The sequence below is a fragment of the Brachybacterium netajii (SeqCode) genome, assembly GCF_054114245.1.
Genome location: NZ_JBSYXB010000003.1, coordinates 229,143 through 247,930 on the forward strand (window position 1 = coordinate 229,143; position 18,788 = coordinate 247,930).

Sequence of the window (18,788 nt, forward strand, 5' to 3'; positions counted from 1 at the left end):
CCGGCCGGCGAGCCCGGTCCGTCGGCCGACGGGCGGGCGCTCCTCAGGCGGGCGTGCGGACGGCCCCGAAGACGACCTCGCGACGCAGCGCGAAGCCGACCTTCTCGTAGGCGCGGATCGCGCCGACGTTCGTCCCGGCGGCGTGGAGCATCGGGCGATCGCCGCGCTGCAGGATGTGGAAGGCGACGTCGAGGACGATCCGCGAGGCGAGCCCGCCGCGCCGATGCTCGGGGTCCACGCAGACGGCGCTGATCTCGGTCCAGCCGTCGGGCCGCAGGCGCTCGCCGCCCATCGCCACGAGCCGGCCCTCGCGGCGGATGCCCGCATAGCGGCCCATCTCGTGCGTGCGGGGGAGGAAGGGGCCCGGCTGCGTGCGCGAGGCCAGGGAGAGCATCTCCGGCACGTCGACCGCACCCAGCTCGATGACCTCCGGGTCCGGGGTCGCGTACAGGTGCTCGGTCGCCACCAGCTGCACGCCGGGAACGCGGAACGCCCAGGACCAGCCGACGGGCGGCTCCTGATCGGTGTGCGAGACGCTGACCTGCGCGTCGGGCCCGACCATGGCGGCCAGGGCGTCCCACACCCCCGGATGCGACCAGTCGCGCACGCCGATGAACGGGGATATGTCCGACGGGTAGCGGAGCACGAGATCCTCGCCGCCGCAGGCGACAGCGCTGCCGTCGGCACGGATCGCGAAGCGGGCGTGGGCGCCCGTCAGCGCCGACCAGACGGGGTTGTCGAGCACCGCGTCCTCGGCCCAAGCACCGGTGAAGGGGTCATCGCCCGCGTGCGGATCCTCCCCCGTCGGCAGGGCGTCGCCTCCGCCCGGTCCGGTCGGCGGGTCCTCCGGGGCAGGGGCGGGCAGGGATCCTGGGGATCCAACGGTGGTCATCGAAGACGAGGTCCTTCCCGGCGTCCGGAGCCGCGTCCACTGTACGCGGGGTGTCCGGACGGTGGACGCCGGGAGGCGCGGGGTCGAGCGGGACGCGCCTCAGCCGAGGAGCAGCTCGTCGATCTGGTCGATCGCGGTGCGCGAGCCTTCCTCGACGCCCATGTCGAGCACCGTCCGCAGCCCGTCGAGGGAGGGGTAGGTCGTCACGTAGACCGCGAGCGTGCTCTGGCCGTCCTCGCCGTCGGGGGTGAAGGTGCTGGTGGAGACGGCGGTCGGCAGCGAGGCGTCGGGCGTGAAGTCCTCGTCGGCGAAGCCGTCGCGAAAGTGGAACCACGTCGGCTCGTCGACCTTGAGGATGTCCATGCAACCGGAGTGGCGGTCGCCCTCGGGGCCGGTCATGTAGTACGTGATGCGCCCACCGGGGACGAGCGCATGGTCGACGACGGTCGCCGGGTACGAGGGCGGCCCCCACACCTTCTCGAGCTGGCGCGGATCGGCGTAGATGTCCCAGATCCTCTGCACGGGCGCCGCGAAGCGGGCCGTGATCGTGATCGTGAGAGCGCCCTGATCAGTGGTGATGTCGGTGACGGGCATGATCGAGCTCCTTCGGTCGTCCGACGGGCGGGCGGGTCGAGCCTTGCGAGCATCTGCACGCTATGTGGACGACGCGTAAAGAGTCTTGCCATGAATCGTCAAGAGATCGTAAAGTCCATGACGTGGCGTCGACCGACGCAGCACCGCCGGCATCGTGGCCGACGGGAACCCAGGGGGAGAGGGATCATCATGCGCACCACTACGACCGCCATAGGCAGAACCGACGTCGGCCGGACCGCCCGGCTCGCCGCTCTCGCGGCGACCGCCCTGCTCGTCGCCGGATGCGGGAGCTCCGGCGCGGCCGACGACGACACCGGGACGAGCGCCTCCGGCGGGGACTCCTCGCAGAGCGATGCCGGAGGCGCCGGCGACGACCAGGGCGGCGACGACCAGGGGAGCGACGACCAGGGGGATGACGACCAGGGCGGCGATGACCAGGGGGATGACGACGACCAGGGGAGCGGGGGCGACGACTCCGACGACGGCTCCGGCGGCGGCTCCGAGGTGACCCTCCCGGACGACTGGGCGGGCACCATCGCCGTGCAGCCCTTCGACGCGGGCGACGGCATCCGCTTCTTCGTCCAGCAGAACCTGTACGGCGTCGGCGAGGGGCTGACCGAGATGGGCGCCCTCGACATCCAGGGGCAGGAGTACTTCGGCGGGACCGACGTGAAGTGCTCGGGCACCGCCGTCCTCGACGGCGAGGCCGCCACCTGCATCTACACCGGCACCGAGTACGACGGCCCGGGGGAGGGCGAGCAGCTCGACGTCACCGTGCGGCTCGTCCCCACCGCCTTCGGCAGCACCGCGCTGATCTACTCGATCGGCTCCGGCGTCGACACGGACTTCACCGTCCCCGCGGGCGCGGCGGTCGTCATCGGCGACGCGGCCGGAGCGGACGCCGCCTCCGTCGCGAAGGACGATCTCGAGAGCGGGGTGCTCGACGCGATCCTGCTCTCCGACCAGGCCGACGGCGACCTCCCGGCCGACCTCGCGATCGACTGCCAGATCCTCGATGACGGTGCGCACGCGCTCTGCGAGGTGACCGGCACGGCCGACGGCGCCGGCGACGGCAGCTGGTACGCCACCGCGCAGGGCGTCTCGCAGAAGCAGACCGACAGCGTCGAGTACGCGGTCGCGCTGCTGCCGCAGGGGTGACCCGGCGGGCCCGCGAGGGCCCGCGAGGATGCTGGGCGAGCGGGAACCGAGGGGTGGAGGCGCATCCCGGGGCTCGGGGGAGTCCCGAGATGCGCCTCCCGCATGCTGAACGACCTGCATCGGGACGGCCCGATGCGCGTGCTCTCGACCGATCTCGACACTAGGATCCGAGCCATGAGCACACCGTCGCCCCCGAACTCCTATGGCTGGGAGTCGGCGTCGGCCGGCCAGGAGCCGGCGTCCCCCTCGTTCCCCGACTACTCCGGGACGTCGTCGGCCCCCGGGACGGGCTCCGGCGCGGGCTCCGCCGCCGCCGGCGCAGCCGGTTCCGCCTCGACCGGCGTGCGCACGGCGCCCGGCGGGGTCGCCACCGCGGAGCGCGACCTGCCGGGCGGGCCGGAGGGCCCGGGCGGACCGAGCGGGTCCGGGGCGCCCGAGCCGGGCGGAACGGCGCGTCGGCGCATGCCCGGATGGGCGATCGGGGCGATCGTCGCCGGCGTGATCGTGCTCCTGAGCTGCCTGGCGCTTGCTGTCGCGACCATCGGCATCGCCGGATGGATGGCGGCCGGGGAGGGTCCGACGGACGACGACCCCGGCTACGGAGACCTGGGCACCTACGGCATCGGGGTGGTCACCGACTCCGACGGTCAGGAGGTCGCCGACGGCACCGGGTTCTACGACAGGCCGGCGACCGTCGGCGAGCACGCCTTCAGCTGGGACGTCTGGGAGGGCGGAACGGTGACGGTCCGGGCCGCCGAGGTCGACACCGACGCGACCCTCCCCGGGGCGCAGGGTGCGGACGTGCTCCAGGAGGGGTATTCGCTCGTGGTGGTCACCCTCGACGTCGAGTACGCGGGGACGGGGAGCCTCGCGCCGTCCGAGGAGCTCTGGATCACGGGGGCGACCGTCTGGAGGGACTACCCCGAGGCGGGCGGCGGCCTCGTGCCCGATCCGCTCGCGACGAGCGAGGTGCTGACCGGCGGGGAGAGCACGACGGTGCGCGTCGCCTTCGTCGTCCTCGACGAGGACCGCGAGGGGATGATGCTCTCGGTGGGCTCGATGTCCGGCGACACCCTGTTCTACGACATCGACGTCTGATCTCGGACATCTCGACGGCCCCGACGGCTCCGACGGCCCCGACGGCCTTGGCGGCCCCGCCGCCCGCTCAGCTGGTCTGCGGCGCGTCCTGGCAGTTGCCGGTGCACGGGCGATGCAGGTGCAGCTCCGCGCAGCGGTGCAGGAGCGTCTCGCACATCCGCTCGACGAGCGGGTTGCCCGGCATGCCCACCCAGATGGTGTGGCTCTCGCGGTGCTCGTGATCCCCGTGGACCCATTCGTCGACCCAGGACTCGAGGGCGGCGCAGGCGCGCGCGCCCGGGAGGCGGGGGTCGTCGCTGCGGCGGCGGAGCAGCGTCACCGAGAACCCGGGCGGGGTGCAGAGCAGCGGCGAGCGGGCGCCGGCGACCTCGACGTAGATGTTCCCCGTGGCGTGGTGGGGGAAGCTGTCCATCATGGCGCGGAGATGGGGCAGGTCGCTCTCGTCGCCGATCAGGAGAAAGCGCTCGTGATGGTTCAGCACATCGGTCCTTGCACGAGGGGGCGGAGGGTGATCGCTACCGTATGCGCGCGTAAACCGACAAGGCAAGGCTTGCCTCACCAGTGAGATGCGGTCGACGTCGACGGGCGCCGACCGGCCGGGTGGACATCGCCGCGCCCCCTGGGGCATGCTCTATCTGAAACCCGCGGTATCAGGAATCGCCTCGGCGAGAGCGCCGGCGAGTGCTCCGGCCGGAGCGCCGACGACGATCCCGCGGGGCCCTCAGCTCGACGACGAGATCCTGGAAGGCACCTTGATGACCAGCTACACCGAGCACATCACCCGCGTCCTCGCCGAGGACCGGGACCATCCTTCGCTCGGGAAGGTCGCCGTGGTGACCTTCGCGCCGCCGGAGGGGGAGGACTCGCGGCCGCCGACGCTCGGGCCCCGCTCCGTCGAGGCCGTCGTCGGCGCCGTCTCCGCCGCCCTCGACCGCGCGGACGCCGGGGAGATCGGCGCGATCGCGCTGACCGGCGTCGGCCGCGTGTTCCTGGCCGGCGCGGACCTCGCGATGTTCGCCGACGAATCCGCCGTCGCGCACGTCGGCGCCATGACGACGATCGTCCATGACCTGCAGGTCCGCGTGCGCCGCAGCCCGGTCCCGCTCCTCGCGCACCTCAACGGCGCGACCCTCGGAGGCGGCCTCGAGGTCGCGCTACTGGCCGACGTGCGCACCGCCGTGCCGTCCGCCCGCGGCATCGGCGTGCCCGAGACGAGCCTCGGCATCCTGCCCGGCTGGGGCGGCACCACGCTGCTGCAGTCCGTCGTCGGCGCCGAGGACGCGGTGCGGATGATCCTCGAGGATCCCGCTCGCGACCGGCAGCTGTCGGCCGCGCAGGCGCTCGAGATCGGTCTCGTCGACGCCCTCGCCGACGACCTCGACGCCGCGCTCGACGCCTTCGCGGCCGTCGTCGCCGCCCACGTCGACGACGCGTCCGACGCCCCCGGCTCCGATCCCGCGGGCCCCGGGCGGGCGCCCTGGTCCGGTCGCACCTCCCCGATCCCCGCGGCGGACACCCCCGAGGCGGAGGCCCTGCTGGACGCCCTCGACGCCGCGCACGGCCCGGCCGAGACCCGTCGGACCTGGGCTGCGCGCCGCGAGGCCCAGGGCGCGCCCGCCGTCGCCCGCGCCATGGCCCTGCTGCAGTCGCTGCCCGGCTCGACCCTCGAGGAGGCCCTCGCCCGCGAGGCCGAGGCGCTCGTCGCCCTCGTCGAGAGTCCGTCGGCCGCGGCCTCCCTCTACGCCGCCGAGCTGCTGCGCCGCGGCAAGCCCGGCCGTCGGCCTGTCGACGGAGCCCGCGAGATCCGTCGCGTCGGCGTCGCCGGCGCCGGCCTGATGGCCTCGCAGATCGCCGCGCAGCTGGCCCTCGGCCTGCGCGTTCCCGTGATCATGCGCGACCTCGACGCCGACATCGCCGCGAAGGGCCTCGCCCATGCCCGCGGCGTCGTCGCGGAGGCCGCCGCCCGCGGCCAGCTCGGCGAGGAGGACGCCAAGGCGGTCTCGGCGGCGCTCGCCGCGACCGACGACGTCGCCGACCTCGCCGACTGCGACCTCGTCCTCGAGGCCGTCCCCGAGGTCCTCGCGATCAAGCGCTCCGTCTTCGCGGAGCTCGAGGGCGTGCTCGCCCCCGACGCGCTGCTCGTCACCAACACCTCCTCGCTGTCGGTCGCGGCGATGGCGGAGGGCCTCGCGCACCCCGAACGGGTTGTCGGCCTGCACTTCTTCAACCCGGTGGCGAAGATGCCGCTGGTCGAAGTCATCCACACCGAGGCGACCGACGAGGCGACCCTCGCGACCGGGCTCGAGGTCGTCCGACGGCTGCGGAAGTTCGCGGTCCGCTGCGCCGACGCCCCCGGCTTCGTCGTCAACCGCCTGCTCTTCCGGGTCCTCGGCGCGGTCCTCGCCTCCGTCGACGCCGGCGCGGAACCCGCGGAGATCGACGCCTCGCTCGACGCGCTCGGCATGCCCATGCGCCCCTTCGAGCTGCTGGACCTCGTCGGCCTCGCCGTCGCCGACCATGTCGGCGTCGTGCTCGCCGAGGAGCTCGGGGACCGCTTCCACGCCTCCTCGACCCTGCACGCCCTCGCCGAGCAGGGCGGACGCTTCACCGATCGCGTCCGCGGCGTCGTGCACCAGCCGGTCGCGGCGGCCGTCGCCGAGGCCGCCGCGCGCGCCGCGGGCTCGGGGCAGGGGGCGGCCGACGGGCCTGCGTCGTCCGGTGCGGCGTCCGGGGCATCGGCGGCGGCGTCGGCCCCGGTCGGAGAGGCGCTGCTCGAGAAGGTCCTCGACGGGCTCGCCGAGGAGATCGGCCTGATGCTCGACGCCGGCGTCGTCGAGCGGCCCGAGCAGATCGACCTCGCCCTCATCCTCGGCGCGGGCTTCCCCCGCCACCGCGGCGGCGTCACCCCGTACCTCGATGCCTCAGGGGCCTCCCAGCGCGGTGCCGGTCGCGCCTTCCACGGCGCGGCCTTCGCCCGCGGCTGACGCGACTCCCCGGCCGTGCGCATAGCCGCACACCTTGTGATCAGACTGCGATGCTCCGGGAGATGTGAGGCGGGTCTCGCCCTAGTATCATGCGGAACGTCGGACCTGTCCGACGTTGCCACGATGCACGGGAGAAGGGGGCGACGCCGTTCGACGGCGTCGGCGAGAAGATGTCACAGCCACCGCAGAACGGATGGGGCCAGCAGGGCTCCGACGGATACGGTCAGCAGGGGTACGGCCAGGGCGATGCCTATGGTCAGCAGCCGGCCGACGCCTACGGCCAGCAGTCCGCGAACTCGTACGGCCAGCAGCCGACCGAGAGCTTCGGCGAGCAGCCGACGGAGTCCTTCGGCCAGCAGGGCTACGGCTCGCCGTCGGCCGAGTACGGCCAGGGCTCGCCCTCGTTCGCCGGCGACTACAGCCAGGGCTCCCCGTCCTTCGGCGGTGACTACAACGCCTCCGGGACGGACCAGTTCGGTGCCCAGCCCCCGCGCAACAACAAGAAGATCGCGATCTTCGTGTGCGCCGGCTGCGCGGTCCTCGCGCTCCTGCTGATCATCGTCGGCGGCGGCATCTTCCTGTTCACCCGCGGCGGCGGCGACGAGGAGGAGACCACCTCGCCGTCCACCTCCGAGGAGGCCACCACCGAGGAGGAGACGACCGAGGAGGTCACCACCGAGGAGGAGACGACCGAGGAGGTCACCACCGAGGAGGAGACCACCGAGGAGCAGACCACGGAGGAGGAGACCTCCGAGGGCGGCGACACCGGGGCGTCCGGCGCGACCGGCGGCGGCACGCGCGATGCGCCGTATGCGATCGGCGAGACCTTCACGCTCGACGACGGCGAGGGCGGCACCTTCGACGTCACCATCGGCGAGATCGACTGGGACGCGGCCGAGGAGATCCTCGCGGAGAACTCCTTCAACGAGCAGCCCGAGGACGGCGAGGTCTACATCCTCGTCCCCGTCACCGTGGTCTACCACGGCAGCGACAGCGCCACCCCGGGCTTCGACCTGTCCCTCGAGTACGTCGGCTCCAACGGCAACGTGTACTCGTACTCGTCGCTCGTCGCACCGGACTCCGACGACTACTGGAGCGAGGTCTACGACGGCGGCACGGTCTCCTACAACGAGGCCATCGCCATCCCCGCCGACCAGGTGGAGACCGGCATGTTCACCGTCTCCGTCCTGTGGGACTTCTACGCCGACGACACCTGGGTCGCCGCGAGCTGACCCGGCGGGTCGAGCGGGTCGAGCGGATCAGCGGGTCGAGCTGACCCGACGGACTCCGGTCCGAGCGAGACGCGACGAAGGGTGCGGGCCTGCGGGCCCGCACCCTTCGTCGCGTTCATGCGAGGCGAGCGGCCGAGGGCCGACGGCGCCGGGGCGCGACCGTCGGCGTTCGTCAGCGGTGGGGCGCGGCCCAGGCGGCGAGGCGCTCGACGGCCTGCTCGATCGTCGCGGTGTCCTTGCAGAAGGCGACGCGCAGCAGCGGCCGCGCGTCGGGCCGATCGCGGCAGAAGGCGCTCAGCGGGATCGCCACGACCCCCGCCTCCTCGGGCAGACGGTCGCACAGCGCCTCCGCGTCGGGTTCGCCGAGCACCGACCCGTCGGCCACCGCGAAGTAGCCGGAGGCGGGCATCGCCACCCGGAAGCCCGCCGTGCGCAGACCGTCGACCAGCAGGTCGCGCTTGCCGCGGAGATCGTCGGCGATCGCCGCGAAGGCCGCGGCGTCCATCCGCAGGCCCTCCGCGACCGCGCCCTGGAAGGGCGCGCCCGAGGTGTACGTCAGCCACTGCTTGACGCCGGTGATCGCGGTGACGAGCTCGGGCCGCGCCGTCACCCAGCCGATCTTCCAGCCGGTCACGGACAGGGTCTTGCCCGCCGAGGAGATCGAGACGGTGCGGTCCTGGGCGCCGGGGAAGGTCGCCGCGGGACGGTGCGGCGCGTCGTAGGCGAGGTGCTCGTAGACCTCGTCGGTCACGATGATCGCGTCATGCGCGATCGCCTCCTCGACGATCGCCGCGAGCAGCGCGTCGGGGAGCATGATCCCGGTGGGGTTGTGCGGGGAGTTCACGAGGATCAGCCGGGTGCGGTCGGTGATCGCGGCGCGCAGGGCGGCCATGTCGACCGCGAGCGCGAGATCGTCGGACGGGGCGCCGGATGCGGCGTCGGCCGGGGTCTCGGACGTGGCGTCGGCCGCCGGGCCGTCCGTCGGACCCGATGTCGCGGTGATCGGGACCGTGCGGTGGACGCCGCCGGCCAGGGCGATCATCGCCGCGTACTGGTCGTAGAAGGGCTCGAGGGTCACGACCTCGTCGCCCGGGGAGACGAGCGCGAGGATCGTCGCGGCCAGCGCCTCGGTCGCGCCCGTGGTCACGAGGACCTCGCGGTCGGCGTTCCAGTCCAGGCCGTACCAGGTGCGCTGGTGCTCGACGATCGCCTCCCGCAGCACCGCCTCCCCGGCGCCCGGCGGGTACTGGTTGCGGCCCGCGCGGATCGCCGCGACCGCGGCCTCGGCCACGATCTTGGGCGGATCGGTGTCGGGGAAGCCCTGGCCGAGGTTCAGGGAGCCCGTCTGCGCGGCGAGGGCCGACATGCGGGCGAAGACCGTCGGCCGCGCCTGCGGGGCGAGATCGAGGCCCGGGCCAGCGGCGGCCGCGGCCAGCAGGCCGGCGGCGCTCGCGGCCTGCGTCCAGGGGCCGGTCGTGGCGACGTCGGCGGCGACGGTGTCGGCACCTGCGCTGTGCGCGGTGTGCGCGGCGCCCGCGGGACGGGGTGAGGGGGAGGCGATGCTCATGCGCCGAGTCTTCCAGAGGGGCCCGGCGGGCCCGGCTCAGCGTTCGGCGGAGGAGACGGCCTCGGGGGCGCGCCCGATGGCGTCGCGGGCGGCTGCGTCATGGGCGGAGTGGTCGGCCGCGTCGTCGGCCTCGTGCGGCGCCGACGGCGGGGCCTCGCGCGGGAAGACGAAGCGGCCGTAGGTGACGTACCGGAACGAGGTCGAGACGACCTGGCCGACGAAGGTGCCGGAGATGTTGTCCGCGAGTGGCGAGTCCAGGCCCAGCACGTAACGGGAGAAGGCCAGGCAGGCGAGCTGCAGCAGCGTCGCGATGATGTTGACGAGGATGAACGCGGCGATCGAGCGGCCCGTGTGCGGGGCGGGGCGGTCGCTGAACGTCCACAGCCGGTTGCCGAGATAGGTCAGGCAGGAGGCGATCGCGATGGAGAGCGTCTTGGCGATCAGCGGGTGGCCGTGCAGGATGCCCTGCCCCCAGCCCTCGCCCGGGTTCCAGAACACCATCGCGTTGTACATCGCCGCGTCGACGAAGAACACGATCCCGCCGACGACGAGGAACTTCAGCGACGACCCTAGGTGCTCGCGCAGGAGCCCGATCGCACCCGAGAGGAATCGGGCGCGCGGAGGCGAGGTGGTCGACACGGTCGGCACTGTACCGGAAGCGATATCGTGGATGCCGGTCGCTGCGACGGACCCCATCTGCGGAGGTCCTGGGAGCGCACGGCGAGACCGTCGCGACCGCCCAGGAAGACCATCACGGAGGAACCGCCCCATGACCCACGTCGCACTCGCCATCGCCGGATCCGAGGCCACCGGAGGCGCCGGCGCGCAGACCGACCTGAAGACCTTCCATCAGCTCGGCACCTTCGGCACCGCGGCACTGACCTGCATCGTCTCCTTCGACCCGGCGAACGACTGGGGCCACCGCTTCGTGCCCGTCGACCCGCAGGTCATCACGGACCAGATCGAGGCGACCACCGCCGTCCACGACATCGACACCGTGAAGATCGGCATGCTCGGCACCCCCGCGACGATCGACGTCGTCGCCGCGTCCCTCGCCGAGCGCTCCTTCGCCAACGTCGTGCTCGACCCGGTGCTGATCTGCAAGGGCCAGGAGCCCGGCGCGGCCCTCGACACCGACAACGCCCTCAAGGAGAAGATCCTCCCGCTGGCGACCTACGTGACCCCGAACCACTTCGAGACCCTCGCCCTGTCGGGCCTGGAGTCCATCGAGACCGTCGAGGACCTCACCGAGGCCGCGAAGCGGATCCACGACACGTACGACGTGATCGTGCTGGCCAAGGGCGGCGTCGTCCTCCCCGGCGAGGACGCCGTCGACGTCTTCTACGACGGCGAGCAGGTCGTCGAGCTGCGCTCCCCGAAGATCGGCGAGGAGCGCGTCTCGGGCGCCGGCTGCACCCTCGCCGCCGCCGTCACCGCCGAGCTCGCCAAGGGCGCCACCCCGCTCGAGGCCGCCCGCACCGCGAAGGCCGTCGTCACCAGCTCGATCGAGAACCGCCAGGGCGGACATGCGCCCTTCGAGGCCGTCTATCAGGGCAAGTACCAGGCCTGACCCCCGCCCCCGAGCAGGCATCAGGGGCATCATGGGGCGATGGCGAAGAACGAGGCCCTCAGCGCGTTCCTGACCGCCCGGCGCGCCGCGATCACGCCCGAGGCGGCGGGGATCCCGGTCGCCGGTCCGCGACGCGTGCCCGGGCTGCGGCGCGAGGAGGTCGCGGTGCTCGCCGGCGTCAGCGCCGACTGGTACCTGCGGCTCGAGCAGGGGCGTCCGGTGACGCCGTCGGCCTCGGTGCTGGCGGCGATCGCGCGCGTGCTCCGGCTCGACGACGCCGAGCACGACTATCTCGTGAACCTCGCCCGGCCCGACGCCCGCCGCCTCGCGCCGGTGGAGCCGACGGTGCGGCCCGGGATCGTGCGGATGCTCGACGCCTTCCGGACCTAGGCCGCCTTCGTGCTCGGCCCGCGCATGGAGGTCCTCGCCGGCAACGCACTCGCCTGGGCGCTCCTCGAGGACTTCCCCTCCCGCGCGGCCGACGACCGCAACCTGCTGCGCTGGGTCGCAACGGACCCGCGGGCCCGGTCCCTCTACCGCGACTGGGACGAGATCCTCTCCGACCTCGTGGGGGTGCTGCAGCTCGAGGCCTCCTCGGCCCCGCGCGATGCACGCATCGGTGCGCTGGTCGAGGAGCTCTCGACCAGCGCACCGGAGTTCGCCCGCCTGTGGGGCACGCCGCGTCCGACGGGGCGGACCTGCGGCACCAAGCGCTTCCGCCATCCGTCGGCCGGCGATCTGCAGATCGACTGGGAGGCCTTCACGGTCCCCGACGAGCCGACGCAGACCCTGTTCGTCTACACCGCGAGCGACGCTCCGTCATCGGCCGCGCTGGCCCGGCTCGTGTCGGTCGGACCGGTGTCGGACGCGACCTCGTCGGCCGGACCGGCGTCGGCCGAACCGGCGTCGGCCGCACCCGGGGCCGAGTAGCGAGCGGGCTGCGGGGCCGTCGTTCCTCAGGCCTCCAGCTGCATCGAGGTGAGGCAGGTGGGGGCGTCGGCGCCGGTGGCGACCTCGGCGGTCGCGACGGCGCCGTCGTGCTCGATGCTCACGATCAGCTCCGCATCGCGCGGGAGCCAGAGGCCGAGGAATCCGCCGGGCGCGGTGGTCAGCACGGCGTCGACGAGCGTCGTGCCGTCGGACGGGCCGCCGTCGGACGGGCCGCCGTCGGACGTGCCGCCGTCGGACGGGCCGCCGTCGGACGGGCCGCCGTCGGCCCTCGTGACGAGGACCTGCAGGTCCTCGCCGCGGAGCTCGCCGGTGCAGGTGGTCAGGCTGTGCAGGAAGCAGTCGTGCGTGGCGGCGGCGTACGGGGCGATCGCGAGGTAGAACTCGTCGTCGGCGAGGGGCAGGGCGACCTGCTCGCCGGCGGCGTCGGCGAGCAGCAGCTCGGTCTGGTGCACCGAGGCGGACAGGTCGGACGGACGCTCCGCGAGCGGCAGCGCCTCGAGCTCGTCGATGATCTCGCGCGCCGTCCGGTCCTCCCAGCCGCGCGCGGCGAGCAGGCCGCCGTCGGACGCGGTGCCGGACGCGCTGCTGGACGCGGTGCCGGACGCGCTGCCGGAGGGGGCGTCGTCGGACCCGTCGGCGCAGGCGGCGAGGAGGGTCGCGAGGCCCGCGGCGGCGGGGAGCAGGAGGAGCGAGCGGCGAGCAGGGCGGGGGCGGCGGGGGCGGCCTGCAGGGCGGGGGCGGGGTGCAGGGCGGGGCGAGGCGGAGGGCATGGGGATCCGTTCGGTCGGCGTCGAGGCCGATCCTCTCCGGTGCGGCGGGCGGCGGCGGGGACGTTCGTCCGGCCGGGCCCGGGGTCGGGCCCCGGGGCGTGACGGGCCGGGGTGTGGCGGACCGGGGCGGTGCTGCGATCCGAGGGCAGAGGCGCGACCGAGTCGGGGTCAGCAGCGATCGTGGCAGAGCGCCAGGAGCGCGAAGCGGTCCTCGAGGGCCCGGGTCGCCGTCGCGAGGAGCGGTGCGCCCTGCGCGTCGGCCGTCCCGTCGTCGGCCCGGAGCATCTCCTCGACGACCTCCAGCTGCTTCTCGACCAGGTCCGCGCAGTCCAGAAGGGTGCGGGACAACGGGGTGACGCCGTCCCAGAGGTCCTCGACGCCGCCGCTCATGCTGCCGGTGAATCCGGTGTGGGCCTGGCGGGACAGGACGCTGCGGAGGTACGCCTCGGAGACCTTCGGCGGCTGGATCGTCAGCAGGTCGACGCCGCCCGCGGCATCGCGGGCGTGATCGGCGAGCTGCTCGGTCGCGCGCTGCAGGAGACCCGAAAGGAGGACCGTCGCCGATGCGACCGCATCGAGGGCGAAGCGCAGGGAGAACGACAGGAAGCTCGATTGGCTCCAGGGGGCGAGGGCCCCGGGATCGTCCGACGAGGGCACCCAGAGCGGATTCGCGGACGGGCGGGACAGGTTCCGCTCGATCTCCTCCTCCGCCCGTTCGAGGACGTCGAGCAGCGGGAGGCACGACGACGCGAGCGACCGCATGCTCACGGGCAGCTGGATTCTGCGGTGCCCTGGCGTCGAGCCCGCGAGGGCGGTCAGCTCGTCGAGCAACGCACTGCCCTCCTCGTCGGCCTGCTGACGGGGATGAGTCGGGGTCGTCGCACCCGCCGTCGCCAGCACGCAGACGGCGCGGACCAGCAGCCGTTCGAGCCGTGAGACCGCGAGCGCGGCCAGCGCGGTCCCGACGAAGGACCCGTTGATCAGCGCGATCAGGTCTCCCCGGGGGAGGTCCTCGAGGTCGACGATCGCCCGTGCCCACCACGTCGCCGCCACGACGTCCCCGCTGCCGTACGACGAGTCCAGGTCGATCTCGACGGGGGTATCGCCGGCGAAGCGATCCAGCAGCAGACGGAAGGTCTGCGTCGAGATGCCGCTGCCGCCGGCGCTGAGCTGCGCGAGCTTCGCCGCATGGATGACGCGAGCGGTCGACGAGTCGACCGGGGCGGGGACACCGATCAGGTGCCCGGCCACCAGGAGGCTCTGGGGACGCGTCGAGGACGGCAGATGGTCCAGCGGCCCCAGAAGCGTCGTGAAGCCGTAGACCGGGGTCTCCGGATGAGAACTGACGAAGGCGAGCGCACTCGCGCGCTCTCGGTCGATCATCCCCTCGGCCTCGGTCCAGGCGGGGAGGAGGGCCCCGGTCGCCACGGCAGAGGCGAACTCGCGCAGACGCGCTCGGTCGGACATCACGGCTGTCCCTTCCGCCGGAGGGTCAGCCCGGCATAGATCCCTGCCACGACCACGACGGTGAGCAGCAGCCAGACATCGACATCGACATGACGGAGGACCTCCATCGTGCTCCAAGCACGGTCGCCGGGGAAGACGCTGACGTCCCCGCTGTATGCGAGCGCGAGGACGGCCAGCGTGAGCTGCGCGGCCGACACGAGCGAGAGGATCAGCAGGACATGGGCGACCCGCGCCTCGTGCTTCGCCTCCCGACGGAGCTGACGTCGTCGCTCGAGCGCGTCGGCATCGCGGATCCGCGTATCGAGCCGCTCCATGAACCGCCCATAGCCCCAGGCATCCAGCGCGCCGAGCGCGATCGCCGAGGTCGCCTTCGTGGCGTTGATGGCGACGTCGTCGAACAGCAGGTTATGGCGCGCGAACGTGGTCGTGAGCGCCTCCGTGCGCCCGTCGCCGACGCGCACCGCGTTCTGGTCGTCGAGCTGCATCTCCACGAGCCGCTCCGCCTGGTCGGCGATCTGCTCGATGTCGCACCACACGACCTGCGCATGGATCATCCCGGCGCGGAACGCCGGTCCGTTCAGCGAGTCGTCGAAGGCGGCCGAGCTGATCGCGTTGTTCGCCCACGAGAGCAGGACATCGGCGGGCGCGTCCTCGCCATGCCCGAAGCGGATCTCCGTCGACCCTCCGTTGACCCAATGCACCGCATGCTCGAGAGGATCGTCGACGACGATCGTGCGGTTGATCCAGAGCGCCTGGAACTCCGATCCGAATTCCCGCTCGACGATCGACTCGATCCCCCGGGTGCAGCTCTCCTCGAGCATGACCCGCTTTTGGCTCGAGCTCGGGTCCGCGAGCAGCGGCGGGAACTCCGCGACCGCCGAGACGTAGTGCGTGCCGCCCACGGCATGCCGCTCGGCCCGGGTGAACAGAGGGATGCCGGTGCTGTCGATCTGCTCGGTCATGATCGAGAGATAGTGGGTGCGATCCGATGCGCTGTTGCGCAGGAGCACCGAGCCGGCCTTCCGCGTCAGCTCGACCGGTTCCGGTCTGCTCGCCCGCGTCACCGGGGCCAGCAGCCAGAACCGCATGCGTCCTCCGGAGGGGGTGGCACGGTCCGGGTGCTCGTCCGGTTGGTCCGGGTGTTCCGGGTGGTCGCCTGGGTGCTCGTGCGGGAGAGCGTCAGAGGGCTCTGCCTGGCGTTCCGGCCGCTTCGTCGCCACGGGGAGGCACTTCCTTGTTTCGAGGGAGCCGCTGCGGAGGCCGACGGCATCGATCCCGGGCATTCTGCCACGGAGCCCGGCTACCCTCGGAGGATGGGCAGGGTCACCGACACCGCGCGCGTGCGCACCGTGCGCGTCCGCGAGGGCAAGCTGTACGCCGGACGCAAGGGCGATCATGTCGCCGTCGAGGAGCCGCTCGACATCCGCCTCGACGGGCGCCAGCTCTCGCTGACGATGCGCACCCCCGGCCATGACGTGGAGCTGATCCACGGCCTGCTCCACGCCGAGGGGCTCATCGAGAGCCGCGAGGACGTCGCCGAGGCCCGCTACTGCGACGGCGCCGTCGTCGAGGACGAGACCGGTCTGCCCCGCAACACCTACAACGTCATGGAGTTCACGCGGACCCGTCCGCAGCTGCTGCCGTTCTCCGCGCGCACCTTCGCCGCCTCCTCCGCCTGCGGGGTGTGCGGCGCGGAGAGCATCGAGGCCGTCCGCCGACGAGGCCGCTTCGTCCTCGAGACCGGCTGGCAGGTCGACCCTCGCGTCGTGCTGCAGGCCGCCCGCGACCTCGCCGAGCGTCAGCCCGTCTTCGCCCGCACCGGCGGCGTCCACGCGGCGGCGCTCGTCGGCCGCGACGGCGAGATCCTCGTGGTCCGCGAGGACGTCGGACGCCACAACGCCGTCGACAAGGTCATCGGCTGGGCCCTGCTCGAGGACCGTCTGCCGCTCTCGGACTGCTTCCTCCTCGTCTCCTCCCGCGCGAGCTTCGAGATCGCCCAGAAGGCCGCCCTCGCCGGGATCCCGCTCCTGGCCTGCGTCTCCGCCGCGAGCTCCCTCGCCGTCGACACCGCCCGGGCCTTCGGCATGACCCTCCTCGGCTTCACCCGCCCGGCCGACGGTGGTGGTGCTGGCCGCGGCGGCGCCGGCGGTCGCAGTGGCGGCGGTGGCGCCGGTGGTGGCGGTGCCGATGGCATCGACGGCCGCCTCAACGTCTACGCCGGCGAGGAGCGCCTGGACCTCTCCGGCGTGGAGGGCTGAACCGGCTGGGCGGGCTGAACCGGCTGGGCGGGCGGAGCCGGCTGGGTGGGCGGAGCCGACTGGGTGGGCGGAGCCGACTGGGCGGGCGGAGCCGGCTGGGCGGGCTGATCCGGCTGGGCGGGCTGATCCGGCTGGGCGGGCGGAGTGCCTAGGATTGGCCCGTGACCTCCGATGACGCTGCTTCCGACGACGCCATCGCCGACTTCTGGGCCGAGGCCCGCGCAGTCCGCCCCGAGCTGCCCGTCGACCTGCCCGAGGCCTGGGCCTTCGGCGCGACGCCCGAGCACGCCGACGGCCTGCTCGCCCTCGTCCTGGACGGGACGAAGACCGGTACCGCGAGCTCCCTCGCGGACTACGAGGCGGACAGCGAGTCGGGCGGCGAGCCGGGCGGCGAACCTGTGCCGGCCGTCGGCGATCTCTCCGTGATCCTCGATGGCGCCGGGAGGCCGCGTGCCGTACTCGAGGTGACTGTCATCGAGATCGTTCCCTTCGACGAGGTGACGGCCGAGCACGCACATGCGGAGGGCGAGGGCGACCGCAGCCTCGCCGCCTGGCGCGAGATCCACGAGCGCTTCTGGCGCGACTACTCCGCGGCCGGCTTCACCCCAGACATGCCTGTCGTCTGCGAGCGCTTCCGCCTCCTCCACCCCGCACCGGACGCCAGCTGAGCTGAGGCGAGCCCGGCCGCCGGTCCCGGCCGCCCGGCCGTCGGCCGCGCGCGGCCACGCAAGGCGAGGCGTGCGCGGCGGAGCGACGCCGGGCATCGCCGGGCAAGGTAGCCCGGGGCCACGCGAGGTCGACAGTGTCGGCTGGCGAACCATTCGACACCCTGAAATGGCTCGTGAGCCGACAGTGTCGAGGCCCCCAGCTCGGATGGCGCGGACGGCGCGGATAGGGCGGTGCGGGGTGGCGCGTGAAGGGCGTCGCGGGCGGGGCGACGGGGAGATCATCGGCGGCGACCGCCGTTCGCACCCGCCGCTCGCGTTCGCACCCGCCGTTCGCGTTCGCGCTTGCCGCCCCCGCCCACCGTCCACATTCGTCACTCCTCCCCAACGCGCGGGATCCGGCGTGGCTAGCGTCGGCGCATGCGACCCGACGACCCGCGCTTCCACGGTGCTCTGATCTCCCGCGCGCGCTGGCTCGACCTCGGCTTCCATGCCCGTGATCTCGCCGGGCCGGACTTCACGACCGTGTTCCACGGCCATCTCACCCCCACCGATCATCCGGCCCCGCTGGAGGTCATGGCCCGGGTCGCGCAGCAGACGGTCGCTCCCGGAGCCCTGGTCAGCCATTCGACGGCGGCGGTCCTGATGGGCATGCCCCTTCCGGCGGCGTTCGACGGCGGCGTCGGCATGCTGTGGCCGGCGGCCGGGGAGGGGGCGGCGTCGTCGGCGTTGTCGGTTCAGTCGGTTCCGTCTGTGCCGTCGGTGCGGCCGGGCACCTCGCTGCGCTCCGGCGCCGTGCTGCCGACGATCCACCTGCGCACCCGCGGCGCCTCGGGAGCGACGCGTCTGAAGGGGATCGCCCTGCATCGCGGCGCGCCCGGTCCCGTGTGCCGCATCGGGGAGATGCGCCTCTCCTCGCCGGTCGAGGTCCTGAGGGAGCTCGCGCAGGACCTGCCGCTGTTCGACCTCGTCGCCGTCATCGATGCCGTGATCGGGAGACGCGGCCCGGTGCACCAGGTCGGGGTGGCGGAGATCCAGGCCCACCTGGAGAGGTCCGTCGGACGGCGCGGCATCGCGAGGCTCCGGGCCGCTGTGGCCCGCTCGCGGGAGGACGTGCGCTCGCCGGGTGAGACGGTCATGCGGCTGCTCATCGAGGACGCCGGTCTGCCCTCGCCGGATCCGAACCTCCCGGTATTCGACCCCGAGACAGGTCGCCGACGGTTCCTTGACCTGGCCTGGCGCAGCGCCGGCTTCGCGCTCGAGTACGACGGCGACGGCCACCGCACCGCGAAGGACCAATGGCGCGCCGACGAGAACCGTCGCGACGAGCTGGCGGAACTCGGCTGGCTGCTCGCGCGCGCCAACGGCAAGGACCTGCGGTATCCGCTGCGCATCCTGCTCCGCATCGCGCGCGCCCTCGCGCAGAAGGGCCTCGTGGTGCCGTCCGACGACGAGCTGCGCGCCTACGTCGGCAGCCTCGCGAGGACCAAGCCCTCTCTCCGCATCGCCGCGTCCCCTTCGCGCTCGAGCCAGTGGTGACCAGGGCCTACGCTGGCCCGGGCTCCCGCTGACCTGGGCCCGC

At 73.2% G+C, this 18,788-nt stretch carries 18 protein-coding genes; 10 read left to right on the top strand and 8 right to left on the bottom strand.

Annotated elements, in window-relative coordinates:
• Positions 1–43 precede the first annotated feature (43 nt).
• Positions 44–892, bottom strand: coding sequence for a GNAT family N-acetyltransferase (locus ACXET9_RS08335; RefSeq protein ID WP_457886068.1), 849 nt, complete (start codon positions 890–892; stop codon positions 44–46).
• A gap of 99 nt (positions 893–991) precedes the next feature.
• A complete protein-coding gene (locus tag ACXET9_RS08340; protein ID WP_457886069.1) occupies positions 992–1,486 on the bottom strand; it encodes an SRPBCC family protein in 495 nt (164 codons plus the stop codon).
• 189 nt (positions 1,487–1,675) lie between these two features.
• On the opposite strand from ACXET9_RS08340, the gene ACXET9_RS08345 reads away from it, so the two are divergent.
• The gene (locus ACXET9_RS08345; protein WP_457886070.1) at positions 1,676–2,644 is read left to right on the top strand and encodes a hypothetical protein; all 969 of its coding nucleotides are present in this window, start codon (positions 1,676–1,678) and stop codon (positions 2,642–2,644) included.
• Between the two features lie 174 nt (positions 2,645–2,818).
• Positions 2,819–3,742, top strand: coding sequence for a hypothetical protein (locus ACXET9_RS08350; RefSeq protein ID WP_457886071.1), 924 nt, complete (start codon positions 2,819–2,821; stop codon positions 3,740–3,742).
• A gap of 67 nt (positions 3,743–3,809) precedes the next feature.
• Here the strand turns inward: ACXET9_RS08350 and ACXET9_RS08355 are convergent, their stop codons facing one another.
• Positions 3,810–4,223: an SIP domain-containing protein gene (locus ACXET9_RS08355; protein WP_457886072.1), complete on the bottom strand. Its 414-nt coding sequence runs from the start codon at positions 4,221–4,223 to the stop codon at positions 3,810–3,812.
• 274 nt (positions 4,224–4,497) lie between these two features.
• Between ACXET9_RS08355 and ACXET9_RS08360 the strand changes: the two genes are divergently transcribed.
• On the top strand, positions 4,498–6,726 hold the full coding sequence (locus ACXET9_RS08360) for a 3-hydroxyacyl-CoA dehydrogenase NAD-binding domain-containing protein (protein ID WP_457886073.1): 2,229 nt from the start codon (positions 4,498–4,500) through the stop codon (positions 6,724–6,726).
• A 170-nt stretch (positions 6,727–6,896) separates the two neighbouring features.
• The gene (locus tag ACXET9_RS08365) at positions 6,897–7,958 is read left to right on the top strand and encodes a hypothetical protein (protein WP_457886075.1); all 1,062 of its coding nucleotides are present in this window, start codon (positions 6,897–6,899) and stop codon (positions 7,956–7,958) included.
• 172 nt (positions 7,959–8,130) lie between these two features.
• On the opposite strand, the gene ACXET9_RS08370 is transcribed toward ACXET9_RS08365, so the two are convergent.
• On the bottom strand, positions 8,131–9,525 hold the full coding sequence (locus tag ACXET9_RS08370) for an aminotransferase class I/II-fold pyridoxal phosphate-dependent enzyme (RefSeq protein WP_457886076.1): 1,395 nt from the start codon (positions 9,523–9,525) through the stop codon (positions 8,131–8,133).
• A gap of 36 nt (positions 9,526–9,561) precedes the next feature.
• A complete protein-coding gene (locus ACXET9_RS08375) occupies positions 9,562–10,164 on the bottom strand; it encodes a GtrA family protein (protein WP_457886077.1) in 603 nt (200 codons plus the stop codon).
• Positions 10,165–10,294: 130 nt separating this feature from the next.
• Between ACXET9_RS08375 and ACXET9_RS08380 the strand changes: the two genes are divergently transcribed.
• From ACXET9_RS08380 to ACXET9_RS08390, 3 genes are read left to right on the top strand one after another with little or no spacing between them, the layout of a single operon-like run.
• The gene (locus ACXET9_RS08380) at positions 10,295–11,095 is read left to right on the top strand and encodes a hydroxymethylpyrimidine/phosphomethylpyrimidine kinase (protein ID WP_457886078.1); all 801 of its coding nucleotides are present in this window, start codon (positions 10,295–10,297) and stop codon (positions 11,093–11,095) included.
• Positions 11,096–11,134: 39 nt separating this feature from the next.
• The gene (locus ACXET9_RS08385) at positions 11,135–11,485 is read left to right on the top strand and encodes a helix-turn-helix domain-containing protein (protein WP_457886079.1); all 351 of its coding nucleotides are present in this window, start codon (positions 11,135–11,137) and stop codon (positions 11,483–11,485) included.
• A 9-nt stretch (positions 11,486–11,494) separates the two neighbouring features.
• Entirely contained in the window at positions 11,495–12,025 is a 531-nt protein-coding gene (locus ACXET9_RS08390; RefSeq protein WP_457886080.1) for an MmyB family transcriptional regulator, read from the top strand.
• A gap of 26 nt (positions 12,026–12,051) precedes the next feature.
• Here ACXET9_RS08390 and ACXET9_RS08395 read toward each other — a convergent pair whose 3' ends face one another.
• The 3 genes from ACXET9_RS08395 to ACXET9_RS08405 form a co-directional block, all read right to left on the bottom strand.
• Complete coding sequence (locus tag ACXET9_RS08395; RefSeq protein ID WP_457886081.1) at positions 12,052–12,816, bottom strand: CueP family metal-binding protein; 765 nt, start codon at positions 12,814–12,816, stop codon at positions 12,052–12,054.
• Between the two features lie 168 nt (positions 12,817–12,984).
• Positions 12,985–14,283, bottom strand: a complete 1,299-nt coding sequence (locus tag ACXET9_RS08400; protein WP_457886082.1) for an aromatic amino acid lyase — start codon at positions 14,281–14,283, stop codon at positions 12,985–12,987.
• Positions 14,283–15,371: a hypothetical protein gene (locus ACXET9_RS08405; RefSeq protein WP_457886083.1), complete on the bottom strand. Its 1,089-nt coding sequence runs from the start codon at positions 15,369–15,371 to the stop codon at positions 14,283–14,285. The genes ACXET9_RS08400 and ACXET9_RS08405 overlap by 1 nt, the downstream gene beginning before the upstream one ends.
• A 225-nt stretch (positions 15,372–15,596) precedes the next feature.
• Between ACXET9_RS08405 and fdhD the strand changes: the two genes are divergently transcribed.
• The 3 genes from fdhD (at position 15,597) to ACXET9_RS08420 (ending at position 18,745) form a co-directional block, all read left to right on the top strand.
• Positions 15,597–16,541, top strand: coding sequence for a formate dehydrogenase accessory sulfurtransferase FdhD (fdhD, locus tag ACXET9_RS08410; RefSeq protein WP_457886084.1), 945 nt, complete (start codon positions 15,597–15,599; stop codon positions 16,539–16,541).
• A 161-nt stretch (positions 16,542–16,702) separates the two neighbouring features.
• Positions 16,703–17,209 (top strand): ASCH domain-containing protein, encoded by a 507-nt coding sequence (locus ACXET9_RS08415; RefSeq protein WP_457886085.1) that lies wholly within the window; start codon positions 16,703–16,705, stop codon positions 17,207–17,209.
• Positions 17,210–17,626: 417 nt separating this feature from the next.
• The gene (locus ACXET9_RS08420) at positions 17,627–18,745 is read left to right on the top strand and encodes a hypothetical protein (protein WP_457886086.1); all 1,119 of its coding nucleotides are present in this window, start codon (positions 17,627–17,629) and stop codon (positions 18,743–18,745) included.
• Positions 18,746–18,788 lie beyond the last annotated feature (43 nt).

What these genes read in the sequence shown, in the direction of transcription:
- ACXET9_RS08335 (WP_457886068.1), bottom strand. Translation starts at nt 892, where the DNA reads ATGACCACCGTTGGATCCCCAGGATCCCTGCCCGCCCCTGCCCCGGAG.
- ACXET9_RS08340 (WP_457886069.1), bottom strand. Translation starts at nt 1,486, where the DNA reads ATGCCCGTCACCGACATCACCACTGATCAGGGCGCTCTCACGATCACG.
- ACXET9_RS08345 (WP_457886070.1), top strand. Translation starts at nt 1,676, where the DNA reads ATGCGCACCACTACGACCGCCATAGGCAGAACCGACGTCGGCCGGACC.
- ACXET9_RS08350 (WP_457886071.1), top strand. Translation starts at nt 2,819, where the DNA reads ATGAGCACACCGTCGCCCCCGAACTCCTATGGCTGGGAGTCGGCGTCG.
- ACXET9_RS08360 (WP_457886073.1), top strand. Translation starts at nt 4,498, where the DNA reads ATGACCAGCTACACCGAGCACATCACCCGCGTCCTCGCCGAGGACCGG.
- ACXET9_RS08365 (WP_457886075.1), top strand. Translation starts at nt 6,897, where the DNA reads ATGTCACAGCCACCGCAGAACGGATGGGGCCAGCAGGGCTCCGACGGA.
- ACXET9_RS08370 (WP_457886076.1), bottom strand. Translation starts at nt 9,525, where the DNA reads ATGAGCATCGCCTCCCCCTCACCCCGTCCCGCGGGCGCCGCGCACACC.
- ACXET9_RS08380 (WP_457886078.1), top strand. Translation starts at nt 10,295, where the DNA reads ATGACCCACGTCGCACTCGCCATCGCCGGATCCGAGGCCACCGGAGGC.
- ACXET9_RS08385 (WP_457886079.1), top strand. Translation starts at nt 11,135, where the DNA reads ATGGCGAAGAACGAGGCCCTCAGCGCGTTCCTGACCGCCCGGCGCGCC.
- ACXET9_RS08395 (WP_457886081.1), bottom strand. Translation starts at nt 12,816, where the DNA reads ATGCCCTCCGCCTCGCCCCGCCCTGCACCCCGCCCCCGCCCTGCAGGC.
- ACXET9_RS08400 (WP_457886082.1), bottom strand. Translation starts at nt 14,283, where the DNA reads ATGTCCGACCGAGCGCGTCTGCGCGAGTTCGCCTCTGCCGTGGCGACC.
- ACXET9_RS08405 (WP_457886083.1), bottom strand. Translation starts at nt 15,371, where the DNA reads ATGCGGTTCTGGCTGCTGGCCCCGGTGACGCGGGCGAGCAGACCGGAA.
- fdhD (WP_457886084.1), top strand. Translation starts at nt 15,597, where the DNA reads ATGGGCAGGGTCACCGACACCGCGCGCGTGCGCACCGTGCGCGTCCGC.
- ACXET9_RS08420 (WP_457886086.1), top strand. Translation starts at nt 17,627, where the DNA reads ATGCGACCCGACGACCCGCGCTTCCACGGTGCTCTGATCTCCCGCGCG.